Source organism: Nonomuraea sp. IBHARD001 (genome assembly GCF_056106265.1).
The window spans coordinates 1,345,591-1,368,484 of the sequence record NZ_JBWBBW010000002.1 but is presented as its reverse complement, the minus strand read 5'-3'; the positions used below and the strand labels follow the sequence as shown (position 1 = coordinate 1,368,484).

Below are 22,894 nucleotides of genomic sequence, written 5' to 3'. Positions count from 1 at the left end.
GGAAGCCCCGCGGTGCGTGCGGCGTGACGGCGGCCCGCCGGAGTCGGCTGGAGTACTGGGAGAGCCAGGTCCCGGCCACGCTGCCGCGGTGGCCTCGACCTGGCTCCGCCGTATCAGATGGGGCCGTGTCAGATGGAGCTGGTCTGGGCGTTGAGGCGTGGGAGGTTCGGGCCGGTCGGGAGGGGGTCGGTCAGGCGGAGGACGTCCAGGCCCTTCTGGATGTCGCTGCTGTAGATGTAGCCGTTGTAGTAGTACGCCGACCAGGAGCCGCCGAGCATGCGGGGCTTGAGCGGGCCTCGGTCGAAGAAGCCGATCTCCTTCGGCGCGGCGGAGTCGGTGAAGTCCCAGACCGAGACGCCGCCCTGGTACCACGCCTGGACCATGATGTCCCTGCCCTTGACCGGGACCAGGGAGCCGTTGTGCGCGACGCAGTTCTCGGACGTGGCCTGGACGCGGGGGATCTTGTAGTAGCTCTGGTGGACGAGTTCGCCGCCCGAGATGTGGTAGACCGCGTCCGCGCCCCGGTTGGCGCCGACGGACCTGTCGCAGGTCGGGCCGCCTCCGCCGCCGAGTTCGTCGGTGAAGACGACCTTGGTGCCGGTGCTGTTGAACGTCGCCGAGTGCCAGAAGGCGAAGTTCTTGTCGCTCACACTCGCGGTGACCTTGGGGTGCTCGCGGTCGGAGATGTCGAGCAGCACGCCGTCGCCCATGCACGCGCCCGCCGCGATGTCCTTCCTGGGGAAGACCGTGATGTCGTGGCAGCCGCTGGTGGGCGCGAGCAGGCTCTCCTGACGCTCGGTGCCGCCGCCCGGGAACAGCACCGGCTTGGAGACGACCTTGGCCGCCTTGGGGTTGTTCAGCGGCACCTTGACGATCGAGATGCGGTCGTGCGGCGGCTTGCACTCGGGGGTGAAGTCGGCCGGGCCGTAGGAGGAGACATACAGGTAGACCGACTTGCCGCTCTTGTCGGGCACCAGCGTGTGGGTGTGGGAGCCGCAGGCCGTCTCGACCGCCTTGATGTAGCGAGGCCGGGACTTGTCGCTGATGTCGAAGATGCGAATGCCCTCCCACGACGCCCGGTCGGTCGGCCCGCCGAAGTCGCTCTTGCAGGAGGAGCTGTCGCGCGACTCGTCGACCGACAGGAACAGCAGGTCGCCCTGGACCGAGATGTCGTTCTGGGCGCCGGGACACACCACCTGGCTGGCGACGACCGGCTTGGCCGGGTTCCTGATGTCGTAGACGGTGAAGCCCTCGTAGTTGCCGACATAGGCGTAACCGCCCTGGAAGGCCAGGTCGGTGCCCCAGGCGTCGGGGCCGCCGAGTGCGCCCTTCTTGGCGACGTTCGCCACGTGGACGACGTTACGGCTCTGGAGCGTGCCACTCTCGCCGCCGCCTGTTTCGCTCTCCGCCTGCACCGGTACGGCCGCGGCCACCAGGACCAGGGCCAGGACCGTTCCCGCCAGCGCGGACACACGGCCGAGTCTGGACGCCACAGATTCCTCCTGTTGAGGGGCAAATAACAGCAAAGGACACTATGTCAGCGCCTACCGCCAATTGCCCCTCAACAGCCGGATTTCAGTCGTCGGTCGTGTAGCCCCAGCCCCAGCCGCCCTCGCGGTAGGACTGCTGGGTCTGCACATTGAGCCTGTCGGTACGCACGTGCCTGGCGCCGTTCGTCAGCCGGTCGTCGATCCGGATGACGTCGAAGCCCTTCTGGATGTCGGCCGCGTACACATGGCCGTTGTAGTAGTAGGCCGACCAGACGCCGCCGAAGCCCGCACTGTCGGGACCGCGCTCGAAGTAGCCGATCTCACGCGGGCGGGAGGAGTCGGTGAAGTCCCAGAACGAGACGCCGCCCTGGTACCAGGCCTGGACCATGATGTCCCTGCCCTTGACCGGGATCAGCGAGCCGTTGTGCGCGACGCAGTTCTCGGTGTCGGCCTGGTGGCGGCCGATCTTGAAGTAGCTCCTGAACACCAGCTTGCCCCGGACGATGTCGTAGATCGCGTCGGCGCCCCTGGTCGGGCCGGTCGCCTCGTTGCAGGTCGCGCCGCCTCCGCCGCCGAGTTCGTCGGTGAAGACGACCTTCCTGGCGTCGTTGCTGAACGTGGCCGAGTGCCAGAAGGCGAAGTTCGGGTCGGTCGTGCGCGCGGTGACCCTCGGCCGCTCCCTGTTGGAGATGTCGAACAGCACGCCGTCGCCCATGCACGCGCCCGCCGCGATGTCCTTCTCCGGGTAGGCGGTGATGTCGTGGCAGCCGGTGGTCGGCAGCAGCAGGCCGGGCTGGGTCTCGTTGCCGCCGTCGGGGAAGACGACGGGCGAGGCCACCACGGCGGCGCGGTCGGGATGACGCAGCGGCACCTTGATGATGGCGATCTTGTCGTGCGGCGGCTGGCAGTCGGGGAAGGTCGCGTTGGGGTTGTAGGAGGAGACGTAGACGTAGACGCTCTTGTGCTTGTCACGCCCCTTGCCCGGCACCAGCGTCAGCGTGTGGGAGCCGCAGTTGGTCTCGACGGACTTGAGGTACTTCGGATTGGCCTTGTCGCTGACGTCGAAGATCCGTACGCCCTCCCACGACTCCTTCACCGTCGCGCTCTGCGCGGTGCTGGCGCACGAGTCGTTGTTGCGCGAGGAGTCGACCGCGGTGAACAGCAGGTCGCCGTAGACCGAGACGTCCATCTGCGAGCCGGGACACACGACCGAGCTGACCGCCTTGACCCGCTTCGGATCGCCGATGTCGTAGATCGTGAAGCCGTTGAAGTTGCCGACGTAGGCGTAACGCCCTTCGAAGGCGATGTCGCTGTTGATCCCGGCGGCGAGCGGGGCCGGCTTGGGGAGGTTGGCGACGTGGGTGACGTTCGGACTGGTGACGACGGTGTCGGCGGGCGGGATGTCCGCCGCCTGCAGCGGTAATGCCGTGAGTAACAGCGCCACCGCCGTCCCCGCCACCGTGAGGGCCCTTCGGGGGTTGATCACGCTGAGCCTCCTCGATTCTTTATGCGCACCTTATGTATGCAAATGCCCTCATCCTCACCCGGGAATGGGGGCGACTCCAGGTGGCACCGTGACAGAAGATCTGGCGACCTGCCCCCTTGCCGTACGGCGGGCACACTGCCTGTGATGTGGCAAGCCACCCTCCGCCAGCACGCGTCGGGAACGCGAGAAGGGCGACACCGGCCATGAGGTCGGCGCCGCCCTTGTCGGGCTTCAGCCGTCGGACGGGATCAGGGTCAGTTGTCCCAGTGGCCGTCGTGGTCGTGCAGACGGTCGAGGTAGCTGGCCTGCGTCTGGGCGTTCAGGATGTCGGTGCGGAAGTTCTCGTGCCCGCGCACCCGCCTGTCGTCGATCTTCAGTACGTCCAGGCCCAGGTTGAAGTCCGAGCCGTAGATGTAGCCGTTGTAGTAGTAGGCCGACCAGAAGCCTCCGGCCAGCGCCGGGGCGGTGGAGTCGGGGCCGCGCTCGAAGAAGGCGATCTCCTTCGGGTTGCGCGAGTCGCTGAAGTCGACGACCGAGATGCCGCCCTGGTACCAGGCCTGGACCATGATGTCCTTGCCCTTGACCGGGATCAGCGAGCCGTTGTGCGCGACGCAGTTCTCGGTGTCGGCCTGGTGCCTGGCGATCTTGAAGTAGCTGGTGAACGACAGCTGGCCGCGACGCAGGTCGTAGTAGGCGTTGGCGCCGCGGTTCGGGCCGATCGCCTCGTTGCAGGTGGCCTGCGTGCCGCCGCCGAGCTCGTCGGTGAAGACGACCTTGCTGGCGTCGTTGTTGAAGGTGGCCGAGTGCCAGAACGCGAAGTTCTCGTCGTCCCTGACCGTCTCGGTGACGACCGGGGCCTCGGGGTTGCGGATGTCGAGCAGGATGCCCTCACCCATGCAGGCGCCCGCGGCGATGCCCTTCTCCGGGTAGGAGGTGATGTCGTGGCAGCCGGTCGTGGCCGACGTGCGGTACGGGTAGGGCAGGCTCTCGCCGGGGTTGCCGCCGTCGGGGAAGAGGTTCGGCGTGGCGATGACGGCGGCGGCCGTCGGGTTGCCCAGCGGGATCTTCACGACCGAGATCAGGTCGTGCGGCGGCTTGCAGTCGGGGAAGTTGGCGTTGGGGCTGTAGGAGGAGACGTACACATACAGGTTGCGACGGTCCTTGCCCTTGCCCGGCACCAGCGTGTTGGTGTGCGAGCCGCAGTTGGTCTCGACGGCCTTGATGTACTTGGGACTGGCCTTGTCGCTGATGTCGAAGATGCGCAGGCCCTCCCACGACTCCTTGATCGTGGCGCTCTGCCCGACGCTGTTGCAGGAGTCGTTGTTGCGCGAGGAGTCCACCGACGCGATCAGCAGATCGCCGTAGACCGAAACGTCCATCTGGCCGCCGGGACACACGACCGAGCTGACCACCTTGGGCCGCTTCGGGTTGCGGATGTCGTAGATCGAGAAACCGACGTAGTTACCGACATAGGCGTAGTTGCCCTGGAACGCCATGTCGGTGTGGATGTCGTTGAGTACGGCGGGCTTGGGGACGTTGGCCACGTGCTGGATGTTGGAGCTCTTGACGATCTGGCCGGGGGCCGGGATGTCGGCCGCCTGGGCGGGCATGGCCGAGGCAGCCGTCACCACGGCCACCGCGGCGGCAGCGAAGAGCTGCACGGCCCTACGGGGGGTGAACACTCGGGGAACCTCCTATAAGAGGAACATAAATGACAGAAGTGTCGACCGATAAGGCACCTGTCATCCAGTAAGCACGGTGTCATATTTCATACATGTTTGACATCTTTCGCGAGCATCCCCAAATGCTCTAAAGTGCGCACTCCCGACAGATGGAGGTCAGGTGCGCTCCGCGCTCATCGTCGTCACGGGCACGCTCGTGCTCGCCCTCGCCGGTTGCAGCGGCGCTTCGCCCCAGGCCACGGCCCCGACCGACCAGTCGACCGCTCCTGTGATCGCGCCCGGCAGGCCGGGCGAGGCGGCCAAGACGCTCAGCCCCGCCGAGGCCGCCACCGCGGTCGCCCCGCCCAAGGCCAATGCCGTGGACGTCAAGTACGTCCAGGACATGATCATTCACCACCGTCAGGCCATCGACATGGCGGTGCTGGCACCCAACCGCGCGCACTCGGCCAAGCTCAAGGGCCTCGCCTCGCGGATCAAGGACTCCCAGGCGCCCGAGATCCAGTACATGACGTCGTGGCTGCAGGAGCAGAAGCAGGAGGTGCCCGCCCATCACGCCCGGCACGAGGGCATGCTCGGCATGGCGACGCCCGAGCAGATGGAGCAGCTCAAGGCCGCCACCGGGCTCGACTTCGACCGGCTCTTCCTGCAGCTGATGATCGCCCACCACGGCGGCGCGATCAAGATGTCGGAGACCGTGCTGACCGGCGGCTCCCACGTCCGCATCGAGGAACTGGCCAACGACGTCACCGCCACCCAGAGCGCCGAGATCCGCCGCATGGCCCAGATGCAGGCGGCGATGTAACCCGGGCGGCGACACGCCCGGCCGAGCTACGACCCCGAGCACGCCGCGCTCCCGGCCGAGCTACGACCCCGAGCGCCAGGAGTGCAGGTACTCCTCCTGGTCGGGGGTGAGGTCGTCGACGGCGATGCCGGTGGCGGCGAGCTTCAGCCTGGCCACCTCGACGTCGATCTCGCCGGGCACGTCGTAGACGCCGGGTCCCAGGTTGCTGCGCTCCTCGGCCAGCCAGGCCACGGCCAGCGCCTGGGCCGAGAAGGACATGTCCATCACGGCGGCCGGATGGCCTTCGGCGGCCGTCAGATTGACCAGGCGGCCCTCGGCGAGCAGCAGCAACCTCCTGCCGTCGGCCAGGACGTACTCGTCGGTGTTGGGCCGCACGCCGCGGTTCACGTACTCGGCCAGCGACTCCAGCGCGCGCACGTCGATCTCGACGTCGAAGTGCCCGGCGTTGGCGAGGATCGCGCCGTCCTTCATGGTGGCCAGGTGCTCGCCCCTGATCACGTCGCGGTTGCCGGTCACGGTGACGAACACGTCGCCCACGGCCGCGGCCAGCGCCATCGGCCCGACCTCGTAGCCCTGCAGGCTGGCGTCCAGCGCCTTGACCGGGTCGATCTCGGTGACGATCACGCGTGCGCCGAGCCCTCTGGCCCGCTCGGCCACTCCCCTGCCGCAGTACCCGAACCCGGCCACGACCACCGTGCGACCGGCCAGCATGACATTGGTGGCCCGCATGATGCCGTCGAGCGTCGACTGGCCGGTGCCGTACCTGTTGTCGAACATGCGCTTGGTGCGGGTGTCGTTGACCGCGACGACGGGGAACCTGAGCGCGTCCTCGGCCGCCATCTGCCGCAGCCTGATGATGCCGGTCGTGGTCTCCTCGCAGCCGCCCGAGACCCCGGCCAGCAGGTCGGTGCGCTCGGTGTGCAGGATGTTGACCAGGTCGCAGCCGTCGTCGAGCACGATGTCGGGCGCGATGTCCAGCGCCTGGTGGATATGGCGGTAGTAGGTGTCGCGGTCCACCCCGGCCCTGGCGTGCACGGCCAGCCCGTAGGCGCGCAGGGCCTCGGCGACGTCGTCCTGTGTCGAGAGCGGATTGCTCGCCGCCAGCGCGATCTGCGCCCCGCCCGCGCGCAGCGCGCCCATCAGCACCGCGGTCTCCGCCGTGACGTGCAGGCACGCCGCGATCCGCAACTCCTTCAGCGGCCGCGACTCGGCGAACCTCTCACCGATCGCCGTGAGCACGGGCATCGACCGCGCGGCCCACCCGATCCGCCGCTCTCCCGCCTCGACCAGCATCTTGCTCCTCCCCCATGGGGTCACTCAGGTACGGCAGAGCCCGGCGCCACCTGGGGCGACGCCGGGCTGAGCGATCTTCGGCAGGTCGATCAGTAGCGGTAGTGCTCCGGCTTGTACGGGCCTTCGACGTCGACGCCGATGTACTCGGCCTGCGCCTTGGTGAGCGTGGTCAGCTTCACGCCGAGCGCGTCGAGGTGCAGGCGGGCGACCTTCTCGTCGAGGTGCTTGGGCAGCACGTAGACGCCGATCGGGTACTCGTCGGTCTTGGTGAACAGCTCGATCTGCGCGATCACCTGGTTGGTGAAGGAGTTGGACATGACGAACGAGGGGTGGCCGGTGGCGCAGCCCAGGTTCATCAGCCGGCCCTCCGCGAGCACCAGGATCGAGTGGCCGTCGGGGAAGATCCACTCGTCGACCTGCGGCTTGATCGTGTTGCGCTCGATGCCGGGCGTGCGCTGCAGACCGGCCATGTCGATCTCGTTGTCGAAGTGGCCGATGTTGGAGACGATCGCCTGGTGCTTCATCTTCGCCATGTGGGCGGCGGTGATGATGTCGAAGTTGCCGGTCGTCGTCACGAAGATGTCGGCGATGCCGACGACCTCGTCGAGCGTGGTGACCTGGAAGCCGTCCATGGCCGCCTGGAGCGCGCAGATCGGGTCGATCTCGGTGACGATGACGCGGGCGCCCTGGCCGCGAAGGGCGTCGGCACAGCCCTTGCCGACGTCGCCGTAGCCGGCCACGACGGCGACCTTGCCGCCGATCAGCACGTCGGTGGCGCGGTTGAGACCGTCGATGACCGAGTGGCGGCAGCCGTACTTGTTGTCGAACTTCGACTTGGTGACCGAGTCGTTGACATTGATCGCGGGGAAGAGCAGCGTGCCGGACTTGAACATCTCGTAGAGACGGTGGACGCCGGTCGTGGTCTCCTCGGTGACGCCCTTGATCTGCTGGGCGATCTTGGTCCACTTCTGCTCGGGGCCGACCGTGCGGTGGAGCAGGTCGAGGATGATCTTCCACTCCTCGACGTCGTCGTCGGAGGCGGACGGGACGGCGCCCGCCTTCTCGTACTCGGTGCCCTTGTGGACCAGGAGGGTCGCGTCGCCGCCGTCGTCGAGGATCATGTTGGGGCCCTCGCCGCCCGGCCAGGTGAGCGCCTGCTCGGTGCACCACCAGTACTCCTCCAGCGTCTCGCCCTTCCAGGCGAAGACCGGGACGCCCTGCGGGTCCTCGGCAGTGCCGTTGGGGCCGACGGCCACCGCGGCGGCGGCGTGGTCCTGGGTGGAGAAGATGTTGCAGCTCACCCAGCGCACCTCGGCGCCGAGCGCGACCAGCGTCTCGATGAGGACGGCGGTCTGGATGGTCATGTGCAGGGAGCCCATGATCTTCGCGCCCCTGAGGGGCTGGGCCGCCGCGTATTCCTTGCGGACCGCCATGAGGCCGGGCATCTCGTGCTCGGCGAGCCGGATCTCCTTGCGGCCGAACTCGGCGAGTGAAAGGTCGGCGACCTTGAAGTCCATCTGATTCCCCTCGGATACCGGTGGTGTCGCGACGAGTTTAGGCCGCGCCGATCGCCGTTCGCGAACCCGATCGGCCGAATCTTCCATAAGAATGTAAGAATGCGTATCACCGAGGCCGCCAAGCGGCTGGGCATGTCCCCGCGGATGCTCCGTTACCGCGAGGCGCTCGGCCTGCTGCCCCCGATCAGGGACAGGGGCGCCCACCGCAGGTTCGGCGAGGAGGAGCTCGCCGCCGTCGCGCAGGGCGTCGAGCTGGAGAAGCGCTTCGACGTCTCCCCCGCCGAGCTGGCCTTCGCCCTGCGCGTGCTCAGCGAGCCCATGGTCGCCCAGGCCGTGCGCGATCTCGGGCTGCGCATCGGGCGGCTGCAGGCGCCGCGCCGCGCGCTGGACTTCGAGAAGGAGAAGGCGCTGCGCCTGCTGCAGCAACGTCACTCCACCGAGCGACGGCCGCGCACCTGATCAGTCGATGGCCAGCTCTTCGGGCTCGATGCGGCGCGCCCAGGCCTCGCCGAGCATGTTGACCTGGCGGAACATCCTCGCCACCTGCGGCGGCTCCAGGTGCGGCGCCTCCTCCAGCCACCATTCGAGCACGGCCATCGCCTGCCAGGCGAAGTTACGGGCCAGCAGCTCGTAGGGCAGGCGGGGCGTGCGGCCGAGCGTCTGGTCGCGGCGGACGATGGCCACCCGGGTGACCTCGGAGACGCGCCGCAGCCACTGCCGCAGCGGCCTGCCGTGCCCGGCTCCCCTGATGACCAGCCTGACGACCTCGCCCCGCTCGCCCGCCGCACGGCAGAAGGCCTCCATGGCACGCGTGGAGTACCTGGGCCAGGTCTCGCTGATCGCCTCGTGGGTGGCCCGGTCGATCGCGGCCATGGCCTCCTCGCTGATCTGGTCGAGCACGGCGTCCTTGTCGCGGTAGTGGGCGTAGAAGGTGGCCCTGGCGACGTCGGCCCGCTCCAGGATCTCCTCGACGCCGACCTGGTCGTAGCCGCGTTCGAGGGCCAGCTCCACCAGCGCGCGCTGGATGCTGGCCCGCGTGCGGCGCACACGCCGGTCGAGAGGGGGATCGCTCACGGCACAGTCCTACCAGTCACCAGGCGCTCCTACCATGCCCGAACCTTGACAGAAAGCGAACTCCGAATACGATTCCGAACACCAAGTACGTTATCGCAGCGGAGGCTTCATGCTCTGGAACCCGGCGGCGGAAACCCTGAACGGTCCCGAGCTCGAAGCGCTCAAGGTGGCCAAGCTCGCCAAGCAGCTCGTCCGCGTCTACGAGACCTCGCCGTACGTCAGGGCCAGGTTCGACGCGGCCAAGGCCGACCCGTACCGGTTCGGGAGCCTGAGGCAGCTGGCCGACTACCCGTTCTTCGACAAGGACCTCGAACGGCAGAGCCAGGAGGAGTCGCGCGAACGACACGGCCACCCGTACGGCATGCACATCGCCTGCGACCCCAGGCAGGTCGTCAGGGTCAGCTCCTCCTCCGGCACCACCGGCAAGCCCACCTACACCGGCTACACCGAGGCCGACCGCCAGGTCACCAACGAGATCGGCGCGCGGGCGCAGTGGCGCATCGGCGGGGCGCGCGGCGACGTGGTGATGCACGCGTTCGTCCTGTCGATGTGGATCGCCGGGAGCCCGGTGCTCGACGTGCTGCAGCACGCGGGCGCCACCGCCGTGCCGATCGGCGCGATGACGGGCGCGGCGAGGTTCGCCCAGGTGGCGATGGACATGAAGCCCGTGCAGGTCAACCTCACGCCGAGCTACGCGCGTTACCTGTTCGACAAGCTGCCGGCGGAGGCGGGGATCAGCGCCGCCGATCTCGGCATCCGCCGGGTGCTGGTCGGCGGCGAGCCGGGCGCGGGCATCCCGCACGTGCGCGAGGCGCTGTCGGCCGGGTTCGGCGGTGCGAAGGTCTACGACACGATCGGGCACACGCACGCCTCGTTCTTCACCTCGGTCTCCTGCGACGCGCACGCGGGCATGCACTTCCTCGCCGACGACTACGTGCACCTGGAGATCGTCGACCCCGACACCCTCCAGCCCCTGCCGTGGGAGGACGGCGTCACCGGCGAGGTCGTGGTGACGGCGCTGGAGAAGGAGTGCGCCCCGGCCGTCCGCTGGCGGGAGAAGGACATCGTCACGATCAGGACCGAGCCGTGCCCGTGCGGCGCGCCCGGCTTCCGCTTCACCGTGGGCGGCAGGGCCGACGACATGCTGCTCGTACGCGGGGTCAACGTCTTCCCGCACGCGGTCAAGGACGTCGTGCAGTCGTTCGCGCCGCTGGTGACCGGCGAGATCAGGATCGTCCTGGACCAGGCGCCGCCCGTGGCCCACCCGCCGCTGCCCGTCCAGGTCGAACTGGCCACACACGTCGCCCCCGAGGCCGCCGAGCGGCTCGCCGCCGACATCAGGGCCGCCCTGCACGACCGGCTGCGCTTCACCGCCGACGTGCGCTTCGCCCCCGCCGGGACGCTGACCTCGCTCGGCGGCACCCTCAAGGCCCAACTCCTCGACCACGCGTACCGGAGGCAGGCATGACCGACGAGTCCGGCACATCCGCCACGTCCGGCATATCCGGCAAGACGATCACGACGCTCCCCCGGAGGCACGTATGACCGGCACCACCCCCACCGTGCGTTACGAGCGCGACGCCGTCGACCCGCATGTCGTGGTGATCACGCTCGACCGGCCCGAGGCGCTCAACGCGTTCGACGCCGCCATGCACGCCGACCTCGACGCCGCCGTCAAGAGGTTCAGGAGCGACCCCGACGCCTGGGCCGCCGTCGTCACCGGCGCCGGGACGCGGGCCTTCAGCGCGGGGCAGGACGTGCGCGAACTAGCCGACCTCGACGCCTACATGGCCACCGTGCCGGGCCTGTGGGAGGCCGTGCACGGCGACCGGGTCGGCTACGAGCTCGAACAGCACAAGCCGATGGTCGCGGCCGTCAACGGGCACTGCGTGGGCGAGGGGCTGACGCTGGCGATGGCCTGCGACCTCAGGGTCAGCTCGGAGGAGGCCCGCTTCTCCATGCCCGAGGTCGCGCTCGGCATCCCCGTCGTCGTCACCTCGGCGCTGTCCACCCGGCTGATGGGGCTCGGCCACGCGCTCGAACTGCTCCTGCTCGGCGAGCCGCGCGACGCCGCCTGGGCCCATCGCGTCGGGCTGGTCAACGCGGTCGTGCCTCAGGCCGAGGTGGTGCCGCAGGCCCTGACCTGGGCGCGCCGCCTGGCCCAGGTCGGTCCGCAGGCCGTACGGTGCACGCGCGAGGTCGCCAGGCGCAGTCTGGAGACGGACTTCTCCACCGCGATCCGGATGGGCGACGCCATGCGCAGGGTCGCCACCGTCACCTCGGGCGACCTTCGCGAGGGGCTCAGCGCAGCGGCCGAACGCCGTCCCCCCGTCTTCACCGGCCGATGAGCCCGTCCTCCCCCCACCCGGAGTTGCCCATGACCACGAAACCGGTCTTCTACCTGACCCGCTGGCTGGCCGTCGTGCCGTTGGCGATCTTCATCCTGCTGATGGTGTTCTTCAGCTTCCGAGGGCAGATCGACACCCAGATCCTGCTCGGCGTCGGCGTGCTCGGCCTGGTGCTCGGCTCGCTCCTGGCCAGGGACAAGGGCGCCTACTGGGACGGCGTCATCGCCGGGCTCGGCGACCGCACCGCCGTGCTCGTCGTCGCGATCATGTCGCTCGTCGGGGTGTTCGCCCAGCTCATGGAGAAGGGCGGGCTGGCCGGAGGCATGATCTGGCTGGCCGACACGCTCGGGCTGTCGGGCGGGCTGTTCATGGTGTTCACCTATGTCGCGTGCACGGTCGTCGGGGTGGCGACCGGGTCGACCGTGGGCACGCTCGCGGTGATGCTGCCCGTGCTGTTTCCCGCGGGCGTGCTGATGGGACTGCCCGGGGCGCTGGTCGTGGGGGCGATCGTCTCGGGAGCCGCCACGGGTGATCACTACTCGCCCGTGTCCGACACGGCCATCATCTCCTCCTCCACCCAGCGCTACCGGCGCAGGAGCGGGCTGGCCGAGGTCGGCGGCGTGGTGCGGGCCAGGCTGATCTACGTGCTGCCCGCCTTCCTCGTCGCGGCCGTCGCGCACTTCCTCGTCGGGCTCGGCGCCAGCGGTGACGACGCCGCGGCGCAGGCCGTCATCGCGAGGTTCGCCGACGCGGGCGGGCTGGTGATGCTCCTGCCCGTGCTGCTGGTCGTCGGGGTCTCGCTCGGCGGGCGTTCGGTGTTCGAGTCGCTGAGCTACGGGATCGTCTCGGCCGTGCTGCTCGGACTGGTGACGGGCAAGCTGCCGCTGGCCGAGCTGTTCCCGGCCAAGCTGCCCGACGGCACCAAGACCATGGGCGCCCTGGCCGACGGTGTGGTCGAGGTGCTGCCGATCATGCTCATGGTGATGATCGTCATGGCGGCCTACGGCCTGGTGCGTGAGTTCGGCCTGCTGGACGTCGTGACGGCCAAGCTCGCCGGAGGAGGCCGCAAGAGCGCCAGAGGCACCGAGGGCGTCATCCTCGCCCTGTGCTCCTTCCTCGCCTTCCTCGTCGTCGGGAACAACAGCAAGGTCACCATCATCGGCGGCCCGATCAGCGACGCGATCGGCGGCAGGCGCCTGCTGCATCCCTACCGGCGGGCCAACCTGGTCGACGCGGTGGCCAACAGCATCAGCTACGTGGTGCCCTGGCACATCTGGCCGATCGGCGTGGTGTCGATGCTGGGCGGGCTCACGGCGTCCTTCCCGTTCCTCGAAGGCAAGGTGCCCACCCCGGCGGCGATCGCGTTCGCCTCGTTCTATCCGATGGCCATCTGGGTGATCATGCTGATCGCGGTCCTCACCGGGTACGGCAGGCGGTACGAGGGGCCCGGCGGGGTCCAGCAGGCCGAGGCGCCGGACGCCGACGCCCTGGCTGCGGCACGGTGAAACGCGCAGAGCCCAGCCGGATCGGCTGGGCTCTGCGCGTTTGCGGCTTGGCTAAGGCTTTGCGGCTTGGCTACGGCTTTGCGGCCGACGCCGTCGAGCGGTCGAGGTCGGGCTCCAGGTAGATCACCCTGGCGATCGGCACGGCGGCGCGGATGCGCTGCTCGGCCTCGTCGATGCCGCGGGCGACCTCGCTGGCCGTGTCGTCGTGCTCGACCGCGATCTTCGCGGCGACCAGCAGTTCCTCGGGACCGAGGTGCAGCGTGCGCATGTGGATGACGCGGGTGACCTCGGGCGCGCTCTCCAGGGCGGCGCGGATCTTGCCTTCGTCCTCGGGCGAGGCGCCCTCGCCCAGCAGCAGCGACTTGGTCTCGATCGCCAGGATGATCGCGATGATGCCGAGCAGCACACCGATCATCAGCGTGCCGATCGCGTCCCAGACCGGGTCGCCGGTGATGGCCGCCATCGAGACGCCGAACAGCGCGAAGATCAGACCGAGCAGTGCGCCCAGGTCCTCAAGGACGATGACGGGCAGCTCGGGCGCCTTGGAGTGCCGGATGAACGACACCCAGCCCTGGTTGCCCCTGACCGCGTTGGACTCCTTGATCGCAGTGCGGAACGAGAACGACTCGGCGATGATCGCGAAGATCAGCACGCCGAACGCCCACTGCAGATCGGTCAGCTGCTCCTCCGAGCCCAGCTTGTGGATGCCCTCGTAGATGGAGAACGCCGAACCGATCGTGAACAGCACGACCGCGACGACGAAGGCGTAGAAGTAGCGCTCGCGGCCGTAGCCGAACGGGTGCTCCTTCGTGCGTTCGCGCTGGGCGCGCTTGCCGCCGAGCAACAACAGGGCCTGGTTGCCCGAGTCGGCCACCGAGTGGATGGACTCGGCCAGCATCGATGACGACCCTGTGAAGATGAAGGCCACGAACTTGGCCACCGCAATCGCCAGGTTCGCGGCAAGGGCCGCGACAATCGCCTTTGTACCACCGCTCGCGCTCACCGCTCGACTCCAGTCATAAAGTCAACAAGTCCCGACGCGGGATCTTATTGCGAAATTCTCGCCTTGAGCTCGCTGATGACCGACACCGGGGTCGGATCAACGCCGTAGCCGAGTGCGAGATAGGTGCTGGCATAGTCGCAGAGCTCGATCAACGAGGCCAGTCGCTCCAGCGGATGCTCGCCTTCGGCCAGCAGTTCGGTGACCTGGACCCCGCGATCCTCGGCCAGCCGTACCGATGCCGAGCGGCGGCGGGCGACCTGCGGATGCTCGTCGGTGTCGCGCAGCACGAACAGCCGGACCGCACGCGATCCGGCGTCGGCGAAGATGTCGCGCTCGGCCAGCGGGCCGTCGAGGGCGACGATCTGGTTGTGGGTGGCCTCGGGGATCTCGCCCCAGATGGCGGGGTACTTGGCGTTCTCGTTGAGCTGGGAGGCCAGCCGGTGTGCGGCGACGGCGGTCAGCGGCGAGGTGCCCCAGATCATCGGGATCGTCTCGGCCAGCTCCATCGCCAGCAGCTTGCCCGGGTTGATGAACGACTCGCTGGAGGGCCGGCAGCGGTGCGCGACGTCCTCCAGACGCTTGGCCACGCTCTCGTAGAGCCCGTCGTCGCCCTGGGCCAGACCGAGCGCGACGCCCGCGACGACGAGCGGGACCGACATCGCCCAGATGCCCGCACGCGAACGGCTGCGCGCCCCGACCGGGACGAACACCCCCGACGCCTGCCTGGCCACGGCCTGCAGCGGCGAGTCGGCCGCGCCGACGGCCAGCAGGGCGCATCCCCTGCGCACGGCCTCGGCCGCCATGGCCAGCGTCTCCTCGGTGTGCCCCGAGCAGGAAACCGCGACGACCAGATCGGCGGCGCCGACCCAGCCGGGCAGTTTGTACGACCTGACCGTGACGATCGGCACCGACGCGCCGTTGCCGCAGACGGCCGCGAGCAGGTCTCCGGCGATGGCCGAGCCGCCCATGCCGACGACGACGACCGCCCTCGGCCTGATCCGGGCGGCCAGGTCGCCGAGACCGGCCTCCAGCGCGGCCCGGTGGCCGGTGCGCACCTGGGCGGCGGAACCGGCCACGGCGACCAGCATGCCTCCCGGGTCGCCCTCGCTGAGATGGCGCTGGTCGTCGAGCCGCTCGGGCTCCCAGTTCACGGCTGCCGAGCCTCGTCGACGAGAAGGACGGGGATGTCGTCGCGCACCGGGTAGATCCGCCCGCAGGAGGTGCAGGCCAGCTCGTCCGCCTCGACCTCGGCACGCAGCGGCGCCTTGCACGCGGGGCAGGCCAGGATCTCCAGCAGCCAGTCGTCGATCTTCAACGTGTTCAACTCCTCACGACAGCGAGGACCTCGTCCCGGATCGCTGCCATCTGACTGTCGTCGGCCGCCTCGGCGTTGAGGCGCAGAAGCGGCTCGGTGTTGGAAGGGCGCAGGTTGAACCACCAGCCGTCGCCGGTGACGGTGAGTCCGTCGAGCGTGTCGACCTCGCCTCTGCCCGCGAAGGCCGAGCGCACCCGTCGCAGGGCCTCGCCCTGGTCGGCGACCGTGCTGTTGACCTCGCCGGAGGCGCTGTAGCGCGCGTATCCGGCCAGGACGTGCGACAACGGCGCCTGCTGCTCGCCGAGCGCGGCCAGCACGTGCAGGGCGGCCAGCATGCCGGAGTCGGCGTACCAGAAGTCGCGGAAGTAGTAGTGGGCCGAGTGCTCGCCGCCGAACACGGCGCCGGTGCGGGCCATCTCGGCCTTGATGAAGGAGTGGCCGACCCGCGTGCGCACCGGCTCGCCGCCGTGCTCGCGGACGATCTCGGGCACGCCGAGCGAGGTGATCAGGTTGTGGATGATCGGCGCGCCCGGGTGCTTGGCCAGCTCCCGCACGGCGACCAGGGCGGTGATCGTGGAGGGCGAGACGGAGGCGCCGAGCTCGTCGATCACCCAGCAGCGGTCGGCGTCGCCGTCGAAGGCGAGCCCGATGTCGGCCCCGTGCTCGACGACCGCGCGCTGCAGGTCGACCAGGTTGGCCGGCTCGATCGGGTTGGCCTCGTGGTTGGGGAAGGTGCCGTCGAGCTCGAAGTAGAGCGGGACCAGGTCGATCGGCAGCCCGGCGAACACGGTGGGCACGGTGTGCCCGCCCATGCCGTTGCCCGCGTCGACCACGACCTTGAGCGGCCTGACGCCGGACAGGTCCACCAGCGAACGCAGGTGCTCGGCATAGCCCTGCAGCAGGTCGCGGCGCTCGATCACGCCCTCGCGCGCGGCCTCGCCGGTCACACCCGCCTCGACCAGCGAGCGGATCTCGGCCAGGCCGGTGTCGCTGCCCACGGGGACGGCTCCGGCCCGGCACATCTTCATGCCGTTGTACTGCGCCGGGTTGTGACTGGCGGTGAACATCACGCCGGGCAGCCCGAGGGCGCCGCTGGCGTAGTAGAGCAGGTCGGTGGAGCCGAGCCCGGCGTCGACGACATCGGCGCCGCGCGCGAGCGCCCCCCGGGCGAAGGCCGCGGCCAGCGGCGGCGACGAGGCGCGCATGTCATGGGCGACGACCACCCGATCGGCCCCGACCACCTCGACGAACGCGGCGCCCACGGCCTCCGCGACCCCCTCGTCGAACTCGTCGGGGACGACTCCGCGCACGTCATAGGCCTTGAAGATCTTGCTCAGATCCCCCACCGGCCCCCCTCTCTCGTCGCCATCCCTCCGAGCCTACTGCCCACACCACAAGATCCTGTACGGCAAGCACGGGCCCGGCCACGGTCCGCACACCTGCCCCTCCGTCCATCACGGCACTCCAGCCGACTCCGGCACAGAGGGGGACATGACACGGCGACCCCGGGACGCGACCCCCGTTCCAGGGCATGACGAAGCGGCGCGCCCGCCCCCGAGGGAGCGGGTCAGCGCTCGCGGTGCTGCTGAGCCGAGCGAAGGACGCGCAGATGGCCCCTGCGGCCCACCTCCACGCCTTGCCCAACGGGCTCGGTGCCTGCGGCGGGTGCCGGACGTGCCGCCTCGCGGACGGCGTTGGCGAGTGCCTCCAGGTCATCGGAACTGGGCGAGGTGCCGTCCGTCGGCAGCCGCACGACCTCCCACCCACGAGGGGCCGTGAGGCGCTCGGCATGTTCGGCGCACAGGTCATAACAGTGCGGCTCGGCGTACGTCGCCAGCGGGCCGAGAACAGCGGTCGAGTCGGCGTATACGTACGTGAGCGTGAAGACGGCAGGCTGACTGCAGGCGGTGCGCGAACAGCGGCGGACGGGGCTCACGGAGGGACCGTATCTGCTAAGAGTGCGGGGCGCCACTATCTGGGGCGCTCTTAACGAGCGTGTCGCCACAATTCGGACACCTGTCGCAGCGTTTCCACCACCATGTCCCAATGTCAGCCGTGCCGCCCGTCCCGCGAACCCCGTCCGGCGGCCACGGCTACGCCGGCCCGCCCCGGCTCGCTAAGCTGAGCGGGTGACACCGACACGTGGCCCCAGGCGGCGTGACCGGCACGGTCGCGGCCTCCGCGGTCCGCTGGCCCCTTCGCACATTCCCATGGCCCGCTCCCGCAGCGAGCGCTTCGACGACTTCGTGCTCGACGCCGTCGAACGGCTCAAGCCGCGCTGGGGGCCGCAGCTGGCCGCCGTGGAGTTCGCCGTCGAGGAGGTGCCGCCCGTGGCCGAGCTCGGCGACGGGCCCGGCCGGTTGGGCACCGAGCCCGTGCCGTTCGGCAGGGCGACTCCCGCCGCCGGGGCCGATCCGGCGTCCGTGGTGCTCTACCGCCGCCCCCTGGAGGCCAGGGCCCGCGACAAGGAGACCCTCAGCGCCCTCGTCCACGACACGGTCGTCGAGCAGGTGGCGACCCTGCTCGGCCTCTCGCCCGAGACCATCGACCCCGGCTTCGACGCCTGACCCTTTTCAGGGCAGGAGCATCTCAGGGCAGCAGCACGACCGACGGCGTGTCGGTGAGCGCCGGGAGCAGGGCCCACGACCGGCCGGGGGCCAGCGGCTGTGCCGTGATCAGCTGGCCGCCCTTGATCCCCTCCACCGTCACGCGCCCGCCGTACACCTGGCCGGACAGCGGGGTGAGCACGACGGCGACCGGCTTCTTGCCCTTGAGCTTGAACACGCGGGTGCGTGAGGCGGGCACCTCGACCTCGAACGCCTCGCCGGGCAGCGGCTGGACGTGCACCTTGGCGGGGCCGGCGAGCGCGGTGAGGATCAGGCTGGAGCCCTTGCGGTTGTCGGCGACCACACTGCCGAGCTCCAGCGACGAGGCGCCCGCCGTGAACGCCACGTCGGTGCGCGTGCCCGTGCCCGTCATGGTGAGCCCGGCCACGATCGGCGTCTCGGAGGTGAGCACCAGGGCCGCGGCCTGGCCGCCGATCCCGTTGGTGAGGTCGAGCCTGGCCAGGGTGCCCGCGGGCACGTCGAGCTCCTCGCGGCCCTTCATCGCGTAGGCGCCGTCCTCGGTGACGGCCTGGATACGGACCAGGGCGTCCTGGTCGCCGGGCACGGCCACCAGGAGTTCCCGCTTGCCGCCTCCGCTCGCGATGCCAGGCACGACGACGCGGGTGGCGGGCGCCGAGGCGAGGGGCAGCCAGTCGACGCCGCCGCCGTCGGCGCGCACGTGGGCGGCCACGGTCAGTCTGCCGCTGGTGGTCACGACGCCGATCGCCGCCTCCAGTGCGGACGGCGCCAGCGTGGACAGCTCGACGACGCGGTGCTCGCCGGGTTCGAGCGTGTAGACGGCGGCGTCGGAGGCGATCGGCCCCTCGGCGGCGTAGATCATGACCTCGGCCCTGGCGGGGGCGTGATCGGCGTTGGTGAGGTACAGGGTCACGTCGGCCGCGGCGGGACCGGGGCCGACCAGCCAGGACACCCCGGCGGGCTCGGTGCAGCGCACCCCGGCCAGGCCCCGGCCGCCGCCCTCGCTCTCGCGGCTGCTCATGCCCGCCTCCAGCCCGGCCGCCAGGGCGCCGCTGCCGGTGACGTCCAGCGGTTCGCGCGCCTTCGAGGCCTTGCGCCACAGCGCGCCGAGCTCGGCCAGCGTCTCCTCGCCGATGAGCGCCTGGCCGGTCAGTGTGCGCTGCTCGCCCGGCGCCTCCCCCGCGCTCAGTGCGGCCGGGGGCGCCACGACGCTGACGTCGGCGCCCTGCGGCGGCGGGCAGACCATGTGGACCGCCTCGACCGCGATGCGCCTCGGTCCCTGCGGCGCCGAGGCCGCGGGCGTGGGCGTCGTCACGTAGGCGACGCCGTACAGGGCGAGCAGGGCGATCAGGACGAGCGCCACCATGCCGAAGCGGTTCTCGATCAGTGCCTTCATCGGGCGGCCACCAGGTCGGATGCGGCGGCGGGCGCCGTGCTGTCGGCGGGTTCGGCGGCGGGGTCGTGCGTGCGGGTGCCGGGCGCGGCCAGCACGACCACCAGGAGGACGGCGACCGCCTGACCCCAGAGCACCCACTCGTGCACGGGATCGACGGCGGGCGCCAGGACCGGGGCGGGCGTGTCGGTCAGGCGCCACAGCGAGGTGCCGAGCCGCTCCAGCGAAGGCTGGGAGTCCAGCGCCGCCCTGACGGCCGGGTCGACCGGCGGCGTGACGGCCACGAAACCGATGCCGCGCGCCGCCAGCGCCGCCGCGTCGCCGCCTCCCCTGCCCGAGACCAGCCCGGCCGCCGCCGTCGCCACCGCCGCACGGGCCTGCGCGGGCGCGGGCAGATCGCTCTCACCCAGCAACGGGGTACGGCGCAGCAACACGGTGAAGGCCAGCCCCTCACGCGTATGGCGAAGCAGCAGTGTGCGCTGTCCCTCGGCCGATCCCACGGCGGCGAAGGCGGGCATGGCGTCGGGCACGGTACGGCGAAGCGGCCCCTGCACCCCCGTGGCGATCCAGTGCCCGGCGGCCAGCACCGGCGTCGAGAAGGCCATGGCCACGACGGCGAGCGCGCCGAGCCTGCGCATCGCACCGGCGGCCAGGAGTTCGGGCAGGCGGTGCGCGGTCAGCGCGGCCAGCACCAGCAGCCCGGTGGCCGCGAACGCCAGCGGCACCGCCGGCCAGGCCGCGACCGCGCGCCCGCCGCCGACCGGCTCGACGGCGACCCTGCTGACGCCGATCGCCACCAGCACGCCGTACAGGGCGACGCCCCAGCCGATCGCCACGATCATCCGCTGCCTGCGCATGAGCAGGGCCGCGAGCGCGGTGGCGATCAGCCCGGCGGTGACCCACGGCGGCGGCATGCCGGGCCCGCCCGGGCTGAAGGTCAGCAGGTCGCGCGCCTGGAGGGCGGGTGCGACCAGGTCCCCGGTGTGCAGCCCGGCCTCGAGGAGCAACCTGCCGGGCTCGGCCGCCAGCTGCGGCAGCCAGGGCGCGAGCAGCACGAGCGGCACCGCGAGCGCGATGACCATCGAGACGACCACACCACGCCGTACCCCTCCGAAGGCGATCACGGCGAGCACCCCGAGCACGGCGAACAACAGGTACACCAGCGGCACGAACGCCGTGCCGATCGCCAGCAGCAGGCCGAGCCCCCACGCCGCGCGGCGGGAGCGGCGCCGCTCGCCGCCGAGCAGGTTCGTGGTGAGCGCGGCGTACACGGGCAGCAGCACGAAGACGACGGCGGTGCCGAGCCTGCCGCCCGCGACGGCGCCCGTGGCGACGGGCAGCAGCGCGTAGGTCGCGGCCAGCCAGAGCCTGGCGGGCACAGCCGGGATGATCGAGCGGGTGGCGAGATAGGCCGACGCGCCCGCCAGAGGCACGCAGCCGAGCAGAAGCACGGTGACGGCCAGCCAGGTCTTGCCGAACGCCAGTGTGGCCAGAGCGGCGAGCACGGCCACGTACGGAGGCGTCCAGGCGGACGTGCCCAGCCCCGACTGGTGGAAGGGCTCGGTGTAGAGCGCCCAGAGGTCGGCCGCGCCGCCCACGACGGGCACCAGCGCGCCGCCGCCGAGCCTGGCGCCGCCGAGCAGCGCGCGTTCGGCCACCAGTGTGATCGCCGTGAGCGCCAGCACCAGCAGCACCCCGGGCCTGCCGAACGTCCTGCGCAGGAATCCGGTGTCGTTGAGCAGGCCCTCGTCGTCGTCCTCGCCCGGCGCCGCGACGACCGCGTGGTGGCGGCCCGCCGACTCCAGCACGGCCTGACCGGCCAGGAAGCTCTGCACCATGTCGCTGACGCGCCTGAAGCCCGCGCCCGGCGGCGTCATCAGGGACTTGATCTCGGCATATCCGGCCTTACGGCCCTTGCGCCTGGCCCTGCGCGCCCTGCGCAGGCGCAGCGGGCCGCCCAGCACCGAGCCGAGCGCCGCGATCTCGTCGACGGCGTTGGCCGGCTGCTTGGCCACCAGGTACACGAGCGTCCGGGCGAGCGAGCCCGCCACATTGCGGACCAAGGCCCACAACAGGGCGCCGAACGGCAGATTGGCCATGACCACGAACATGGCGTTGCGCCGGTCGAGCCTGCGCGGGTGGTCGCCGCTGGCGGTGATGCGGCGTCGGCGCCGGGACGCGGCCTCGGCGTGGTAGGCGACGGCGGCACTGACGTTGAGCACCTTGTGCCCGGCGTTGCGCACGCGCCAGCACAGGTCGAGGTCGTCGCGGAACAGCGGCAGCGCCGGGTCGAGCCCGCCGACGGCCTCCCAGACGTCGCGCCTGACGAGCATTCCGGCCGTGGAGACCGACAGGACGTCCCTGATGCCGTCGTACTGGCCCTGGTCGTACTCGCGGGGTTCGAGGCCGGTGTCCCTGCGGCCGGTGCGGTCGACGCGCACGCCGACCTCGAGCAGCAGTTTCCGGTCCAGCCAGTCGCGCAGTTTGGGGCCGAGCACCGCCGCCTTGGGCTCGCGCTCGGCCGCCCACAGCAGGGCCTCAAGCGCGCGGGAGTCGGGGGCGCAGTCGTCGTGGATCAGCCAGATCCACTCCTCGCGCGCGGCCTGCAGCTTGCCGAGCACGAGGTCGACCGATTCCCCGAAGCCGGTCGAGCGGGGCATGGAGAGCACGTTGTGGTCGCCGAGCGCCTGCTTCAGCAGGTCGGCGGAGGAGTCCCTGCTGCCGTTGTCGACGCCGACGACGCGGTCGGGATGCCTGCTCTGGCCGAGCACCGCCTTGAGCGTGTCGCCGAGCCAGCGGGCGCCGTCATGGGCGACGACGATCGCCGTGACGAGGGGACGGGACATCGCTCTGGCGCTCCAGGGGGGCTCCCGGGGATGGGCGGGCGCGGCCACCATATCGCCCCAGATGCCGAAAAGGGGTCATGCGGCGTAACACCGCATGACCCCTCGGATTCGACAGAATCGAGATATCGACTAAACCGCCTGGCGCTTGATCCGGCGGCGCTCCCGTTCGGACAGTCCACCCCAGATGCCGAACCGCTCGTCGTGCTCGAGTGCGTATTCCAGGCACTCTGCGCGCACTTCACACGAGCGGCACACCTTCTTGGCCTCTCTGGTGGAGCCACCCTTCTCCGGGAAGAACGCCTCCGGGTCGGTCTGCGCGCAGAGCGCGCGTTCCTGCCAGCCCAGTTCTTCAGCGTCAAGCTGATCCTGTGCGATGACCAGATCGGTCACTGCACACCTCCCTGCCGCCCGCCCGCAATGGAGCCCCCCATGGAACGCCTCCCCCATACCCCACTTGAGGAAGGCGTAACAACACGTCTGTAATTACACGCGTGCGCCGTGTGTGCCGTCAAGCGGCATGCCGGTATCCGGGGAAAGACCAGCTCGCCCCGGTGT

The 22,894-nt window shown here is 70.4% G+C and carries 20 protein-coding genes; 6 read left to right on the top strand and 14 right to left on the bottom strand.

The annotated features are described in order from the left end of the window. Window positions 1-128: 128 nt before the first annotated feature. The 3 genes from ACTWNK_RS08640 to ACTWNK_RS08630 form a co-directional block, all read right to left on the bottom strand. A complete protein-coding gene (locus ACTWNK_RS08640) occupies window positions 129-1,493 on the bottom strand; it encodes an LVIVD repeat-containing protein (protein WP_474303339.1) in 1,365 nt (454 codons plus the stop codon). Between the two features lie 82 nt (window positions 1,494-1,575). Further along, window positions 1,576-2,976 carry an LVIVD repeat-containing protein gene (locus ACTWNK_RS08635; protein WP_474303338.1) on the bottom strand — a complete coding sequence of 467 codons (1,401 nt, stop codon included), beginning with the start codon at window positions 2,974-2,976 and terminating at the stop codon, window positions 1,576-1,578. Window positions 2,977-3,230: 254 nt separating this feature from the next. Beyond that, window positions 3,231-4,658, bottom strand: coding sequence for an LVIVD repeat-containing protein (locus ACTWNK_RS08630; protein WP_474303337.1), 1,428 nt, complete (start codon window positions 4,656-4,658; stop codon window positions 3,231-3,233). 160 nt (window positions 4,659-4,818) lie between these two features. On the opposite strand from ACTWNK_RS08630, the gene ACTWNK_RS08625 reads away from it, so the two are divergent. Further along, on the top strand, window positions 4,819-5,460 hold the full coding sequence (locus ACTWNK_RS08625; RefSeq protein ID WP_474303336.1) for a DUF305 domain-containing protein: 642 nt from the start codon (window positions 4,819-4,821) through the stop codon (window positions 5,458-5,460). Window positions 5,461-5,520: 60 nt separating this feature from the next. On the opposite strand, the gene ACTWNK_RS08620 is transcribed toward ACTWNK_RS08625, so the two are convergent. Further along, window positions 5,521-6,753 (bottom strand): adenosylhomocysteinase, encoded by a 1,233-nt coding sequence (locus ACTWNK_RS08620; protein ID WP_474303335.1) that lies wholly within the window; start codon window positions 6,751-6,753, stop codon window positions 5,521-5,523. 89 nt (window positions 6,754-6,842) lie between these two features. Further along, window positions 6,843-8,270: an adenosylhomocysteinase gene (ahcY, locus tag ACTWNK_RS08615; RefSeq protein WP_474303334.1), complete on the bottom strand. Its 1,428-nt coding sequence runs from the start codon at window positions 8,268-8,270 to the stop codon at window positions 6,843-6,845. A gap of 99 nt (window positions 8,271-8,369) precedes the next feature. On the opposite strand from ahcY, the gene ACTWNK_RS08610 reads away from it, so the two are divergent. Beyond that, window positions 8,370-8,729 (top strand): MerR family DNA-binding transcriptional regulator, encoded by a 360-nt coding sequence (locus tag ACTWNK_RS08610; protein ID WP_474303333.1) that lies wholly within the window; start codon window positions 8,370-8,372, stop codon window positions 8,727-8,729. Here ACTWNK_RS08610 and ACTWNK_RS08605 read toward each other — a convergent pair whose 3' ends face one another. Continuing rightward, on the bottom strand, window positions 8,730-9,344 hold the full coding sequence (locus ACTWNK_RS08605) for a TetR/AcrR family transcriptional regulator (protein WP_474303332.1): 615 nt from the start codon (window positions 9,342-9,344) through the stop codon (window positions 8,730-8,732). A gap of 109 nt (window positions 9,345-9,453) precedes the next feature. Between ACTWNK_RS08605 and ACTWNK_RS08600 the strand changes: the two genes are divergently transcribed. From ACTWNK_RS08600 to ACTWNK_RS08590, 3 genes are all read left to right on the top strand, one after another. Continuing rightward, window positions 9,454-10,812 (top strand): phenylacetate--CoA ligase family protein, encoded by a 1,359-nt coding sequence (locus ACTWNK_RS08600; RefSeq protein WP_474303331.1) that lies wholly within the window; start codon window positions 9,454-9,456, stop codon window positions 10,810-10,812. Between the two features lie 73 nt (window positions 10,813-10,885). Further along, the gene (locus ACTWNK_RS08595; RefSeq protein WP_474303330.1) at window positions 10,886-11,692 is read left to right on the top strand and encodes an enoyl-CoA hydratase/isomerase family protein; all 807 of its coding nucleotides are present in this window, start codon (window positions 10,886-10,888) and stop codon (window positions 11,690-11,692) included. A gap of 29 nt (window positions 11,693-11,721) precedes the next feature. Then, entirely contained in the window at window positions 11,722-13,197 is a 1,476-nt protein-coding gene (locus tag ACTWNK_RS08590) for a Na+/H+ antiporter NhaC family protein (protein ID WP_474303329.1), read from the top strand. Between the two features lie 70 nt (window positions 13,198-13,267). Here the strand turns inward: ACTWNK_RS08590 and ACTWNK_RS08585 are convergent, their stop codons facing one another. The 5 genes from ACTWNK_RS08585 to ACTWNK_RS08565 all read right to left on the bottom strand — a co-directional run bounded on the left by ACTWNK_RS08585 (window position 13,268) and on the right by ACTWNK_RS08565 (window position 17,451). After that, window positions 13,268-14,200, bottom strand: coding sequence for a cation diffusion facilitator family transporter (locus tag ACTWNK_RS08585; protein ID WP_474303328.1), 933 nt, complete (start codon window positions 14,198-14,200; stop codon window positions 13,268-13,270). A 44-nt stretch (window positions 14,201-14,244) separates the two neighbouring features. After that, window positions 14,245-15,351, bottom strand: coding sequence for an SIS domain-containing protein (locus ACTWNK_RS08580; protein WP_474303327.1), 1,107 nt, complete (start codon window positions 15,349-15,351; stop codon window positions 14,245-14,247). After that, window positions 15,348-15,515: a Trm112 family protein gene (locus ACTWNK_RS08575; protein ID WP_474303326.1), complete on the bottom strand. Its 168-nt coding sequence runs from the start codon at window positions 15,513-15,515 to the stop codon at window positions 15,348-15,350. The genes ACTWNK_RS08580 and ACTWNK_RS08575 overlap by 4 nt, the downstream gene beginning before the upstream one ends. A 5-nt stretch (window positions 15,516-15,520) precedes the next feature. Further along, entirely contained in the window at window positions 15,521-16,861 is a 1,341-nt protein-coding gene (locus tag ACTWNK_RS08570) for a phosphomannomutase/phosphoglucomutase (RefSeq protein ID WP_474303325.1), read from the bottom strand. Window positions 16,862-17,082: 221 nt separating this feature from the next. Further along, entirely contained in the window at window positions 17,083-17,451 is a 369-nt protein-coding gene (locus tag ACTWNK_RS08565; protein ID WP_474303324.1) for a DUF3499 domain-containing protein, read from the bottom strand. Window positions 17,452-17,644: 193 nt separating this feature from the next. Here ACTWNK_RS08565 and ACTWNK_RS08560 point away from each other — a divergent pair, with 193 nt between their 5' ends. Beyond that, window positions 17,645-18,082 carry a metallopeptidase family protein gene (locus ACTWNK_RS08560; RefSeq protein ID WP_474303323.1) on the top strand — a complete coding sequence of 146 codons (438 nt, stop codon included), beginning with the start codon at window positions 17,645-17,647 and terminating at the stop codon, window positions 18,080-18,082. 22 nt (window positions 18,083-18,104) lie between these two features. On the opposite strand, the gene ACTWNK_RS08555 is transcribed toward ACTWNK_RS08560, so the two are convergent. The 3 genes from ACTWNK_RS08555 to ACTWNK_RS08545 form a co-directional block, all read right to left on the bottom strand. Continuing rightward, a complete protein-coding gene (locus ACTWNK_RS08555; RefSeq protein WP_474303322.1) occupies window positions 18,105-19,496 on the bottom strand; it encodes a DUF5719 family protein in 1,392 nt (463 codons plus the stop codon). Further along, a complete protein-coding gene (locus ACTWNK_RS08550) occupies window positions 19,493-22,339 on the bottom strand; it encodes a glycosyltransferase (protein WP_474303321.1) in 2,847 nt (948 codons plus the stop codon). Before ACTWNK_RS08550 ends, ACTWNK_RS08555 begins: the two co-directional genes overlap by 4 nt. A gap of 129 nt (window positions 22,340-22,468) precedes the next feature. Further along, window positions 22,469-22,729, bottom strand: coding sequence for a WhiB family transcriptional regulator (locus ACTWNK_RS08545; protein WP_049564653.1), 261 nt, complete (start codon window positions 22,727-22,729; stop codon window positions 22,469-22,471). Window positions 22,730-22,894 lie beyond the last annotated feature (165 nt).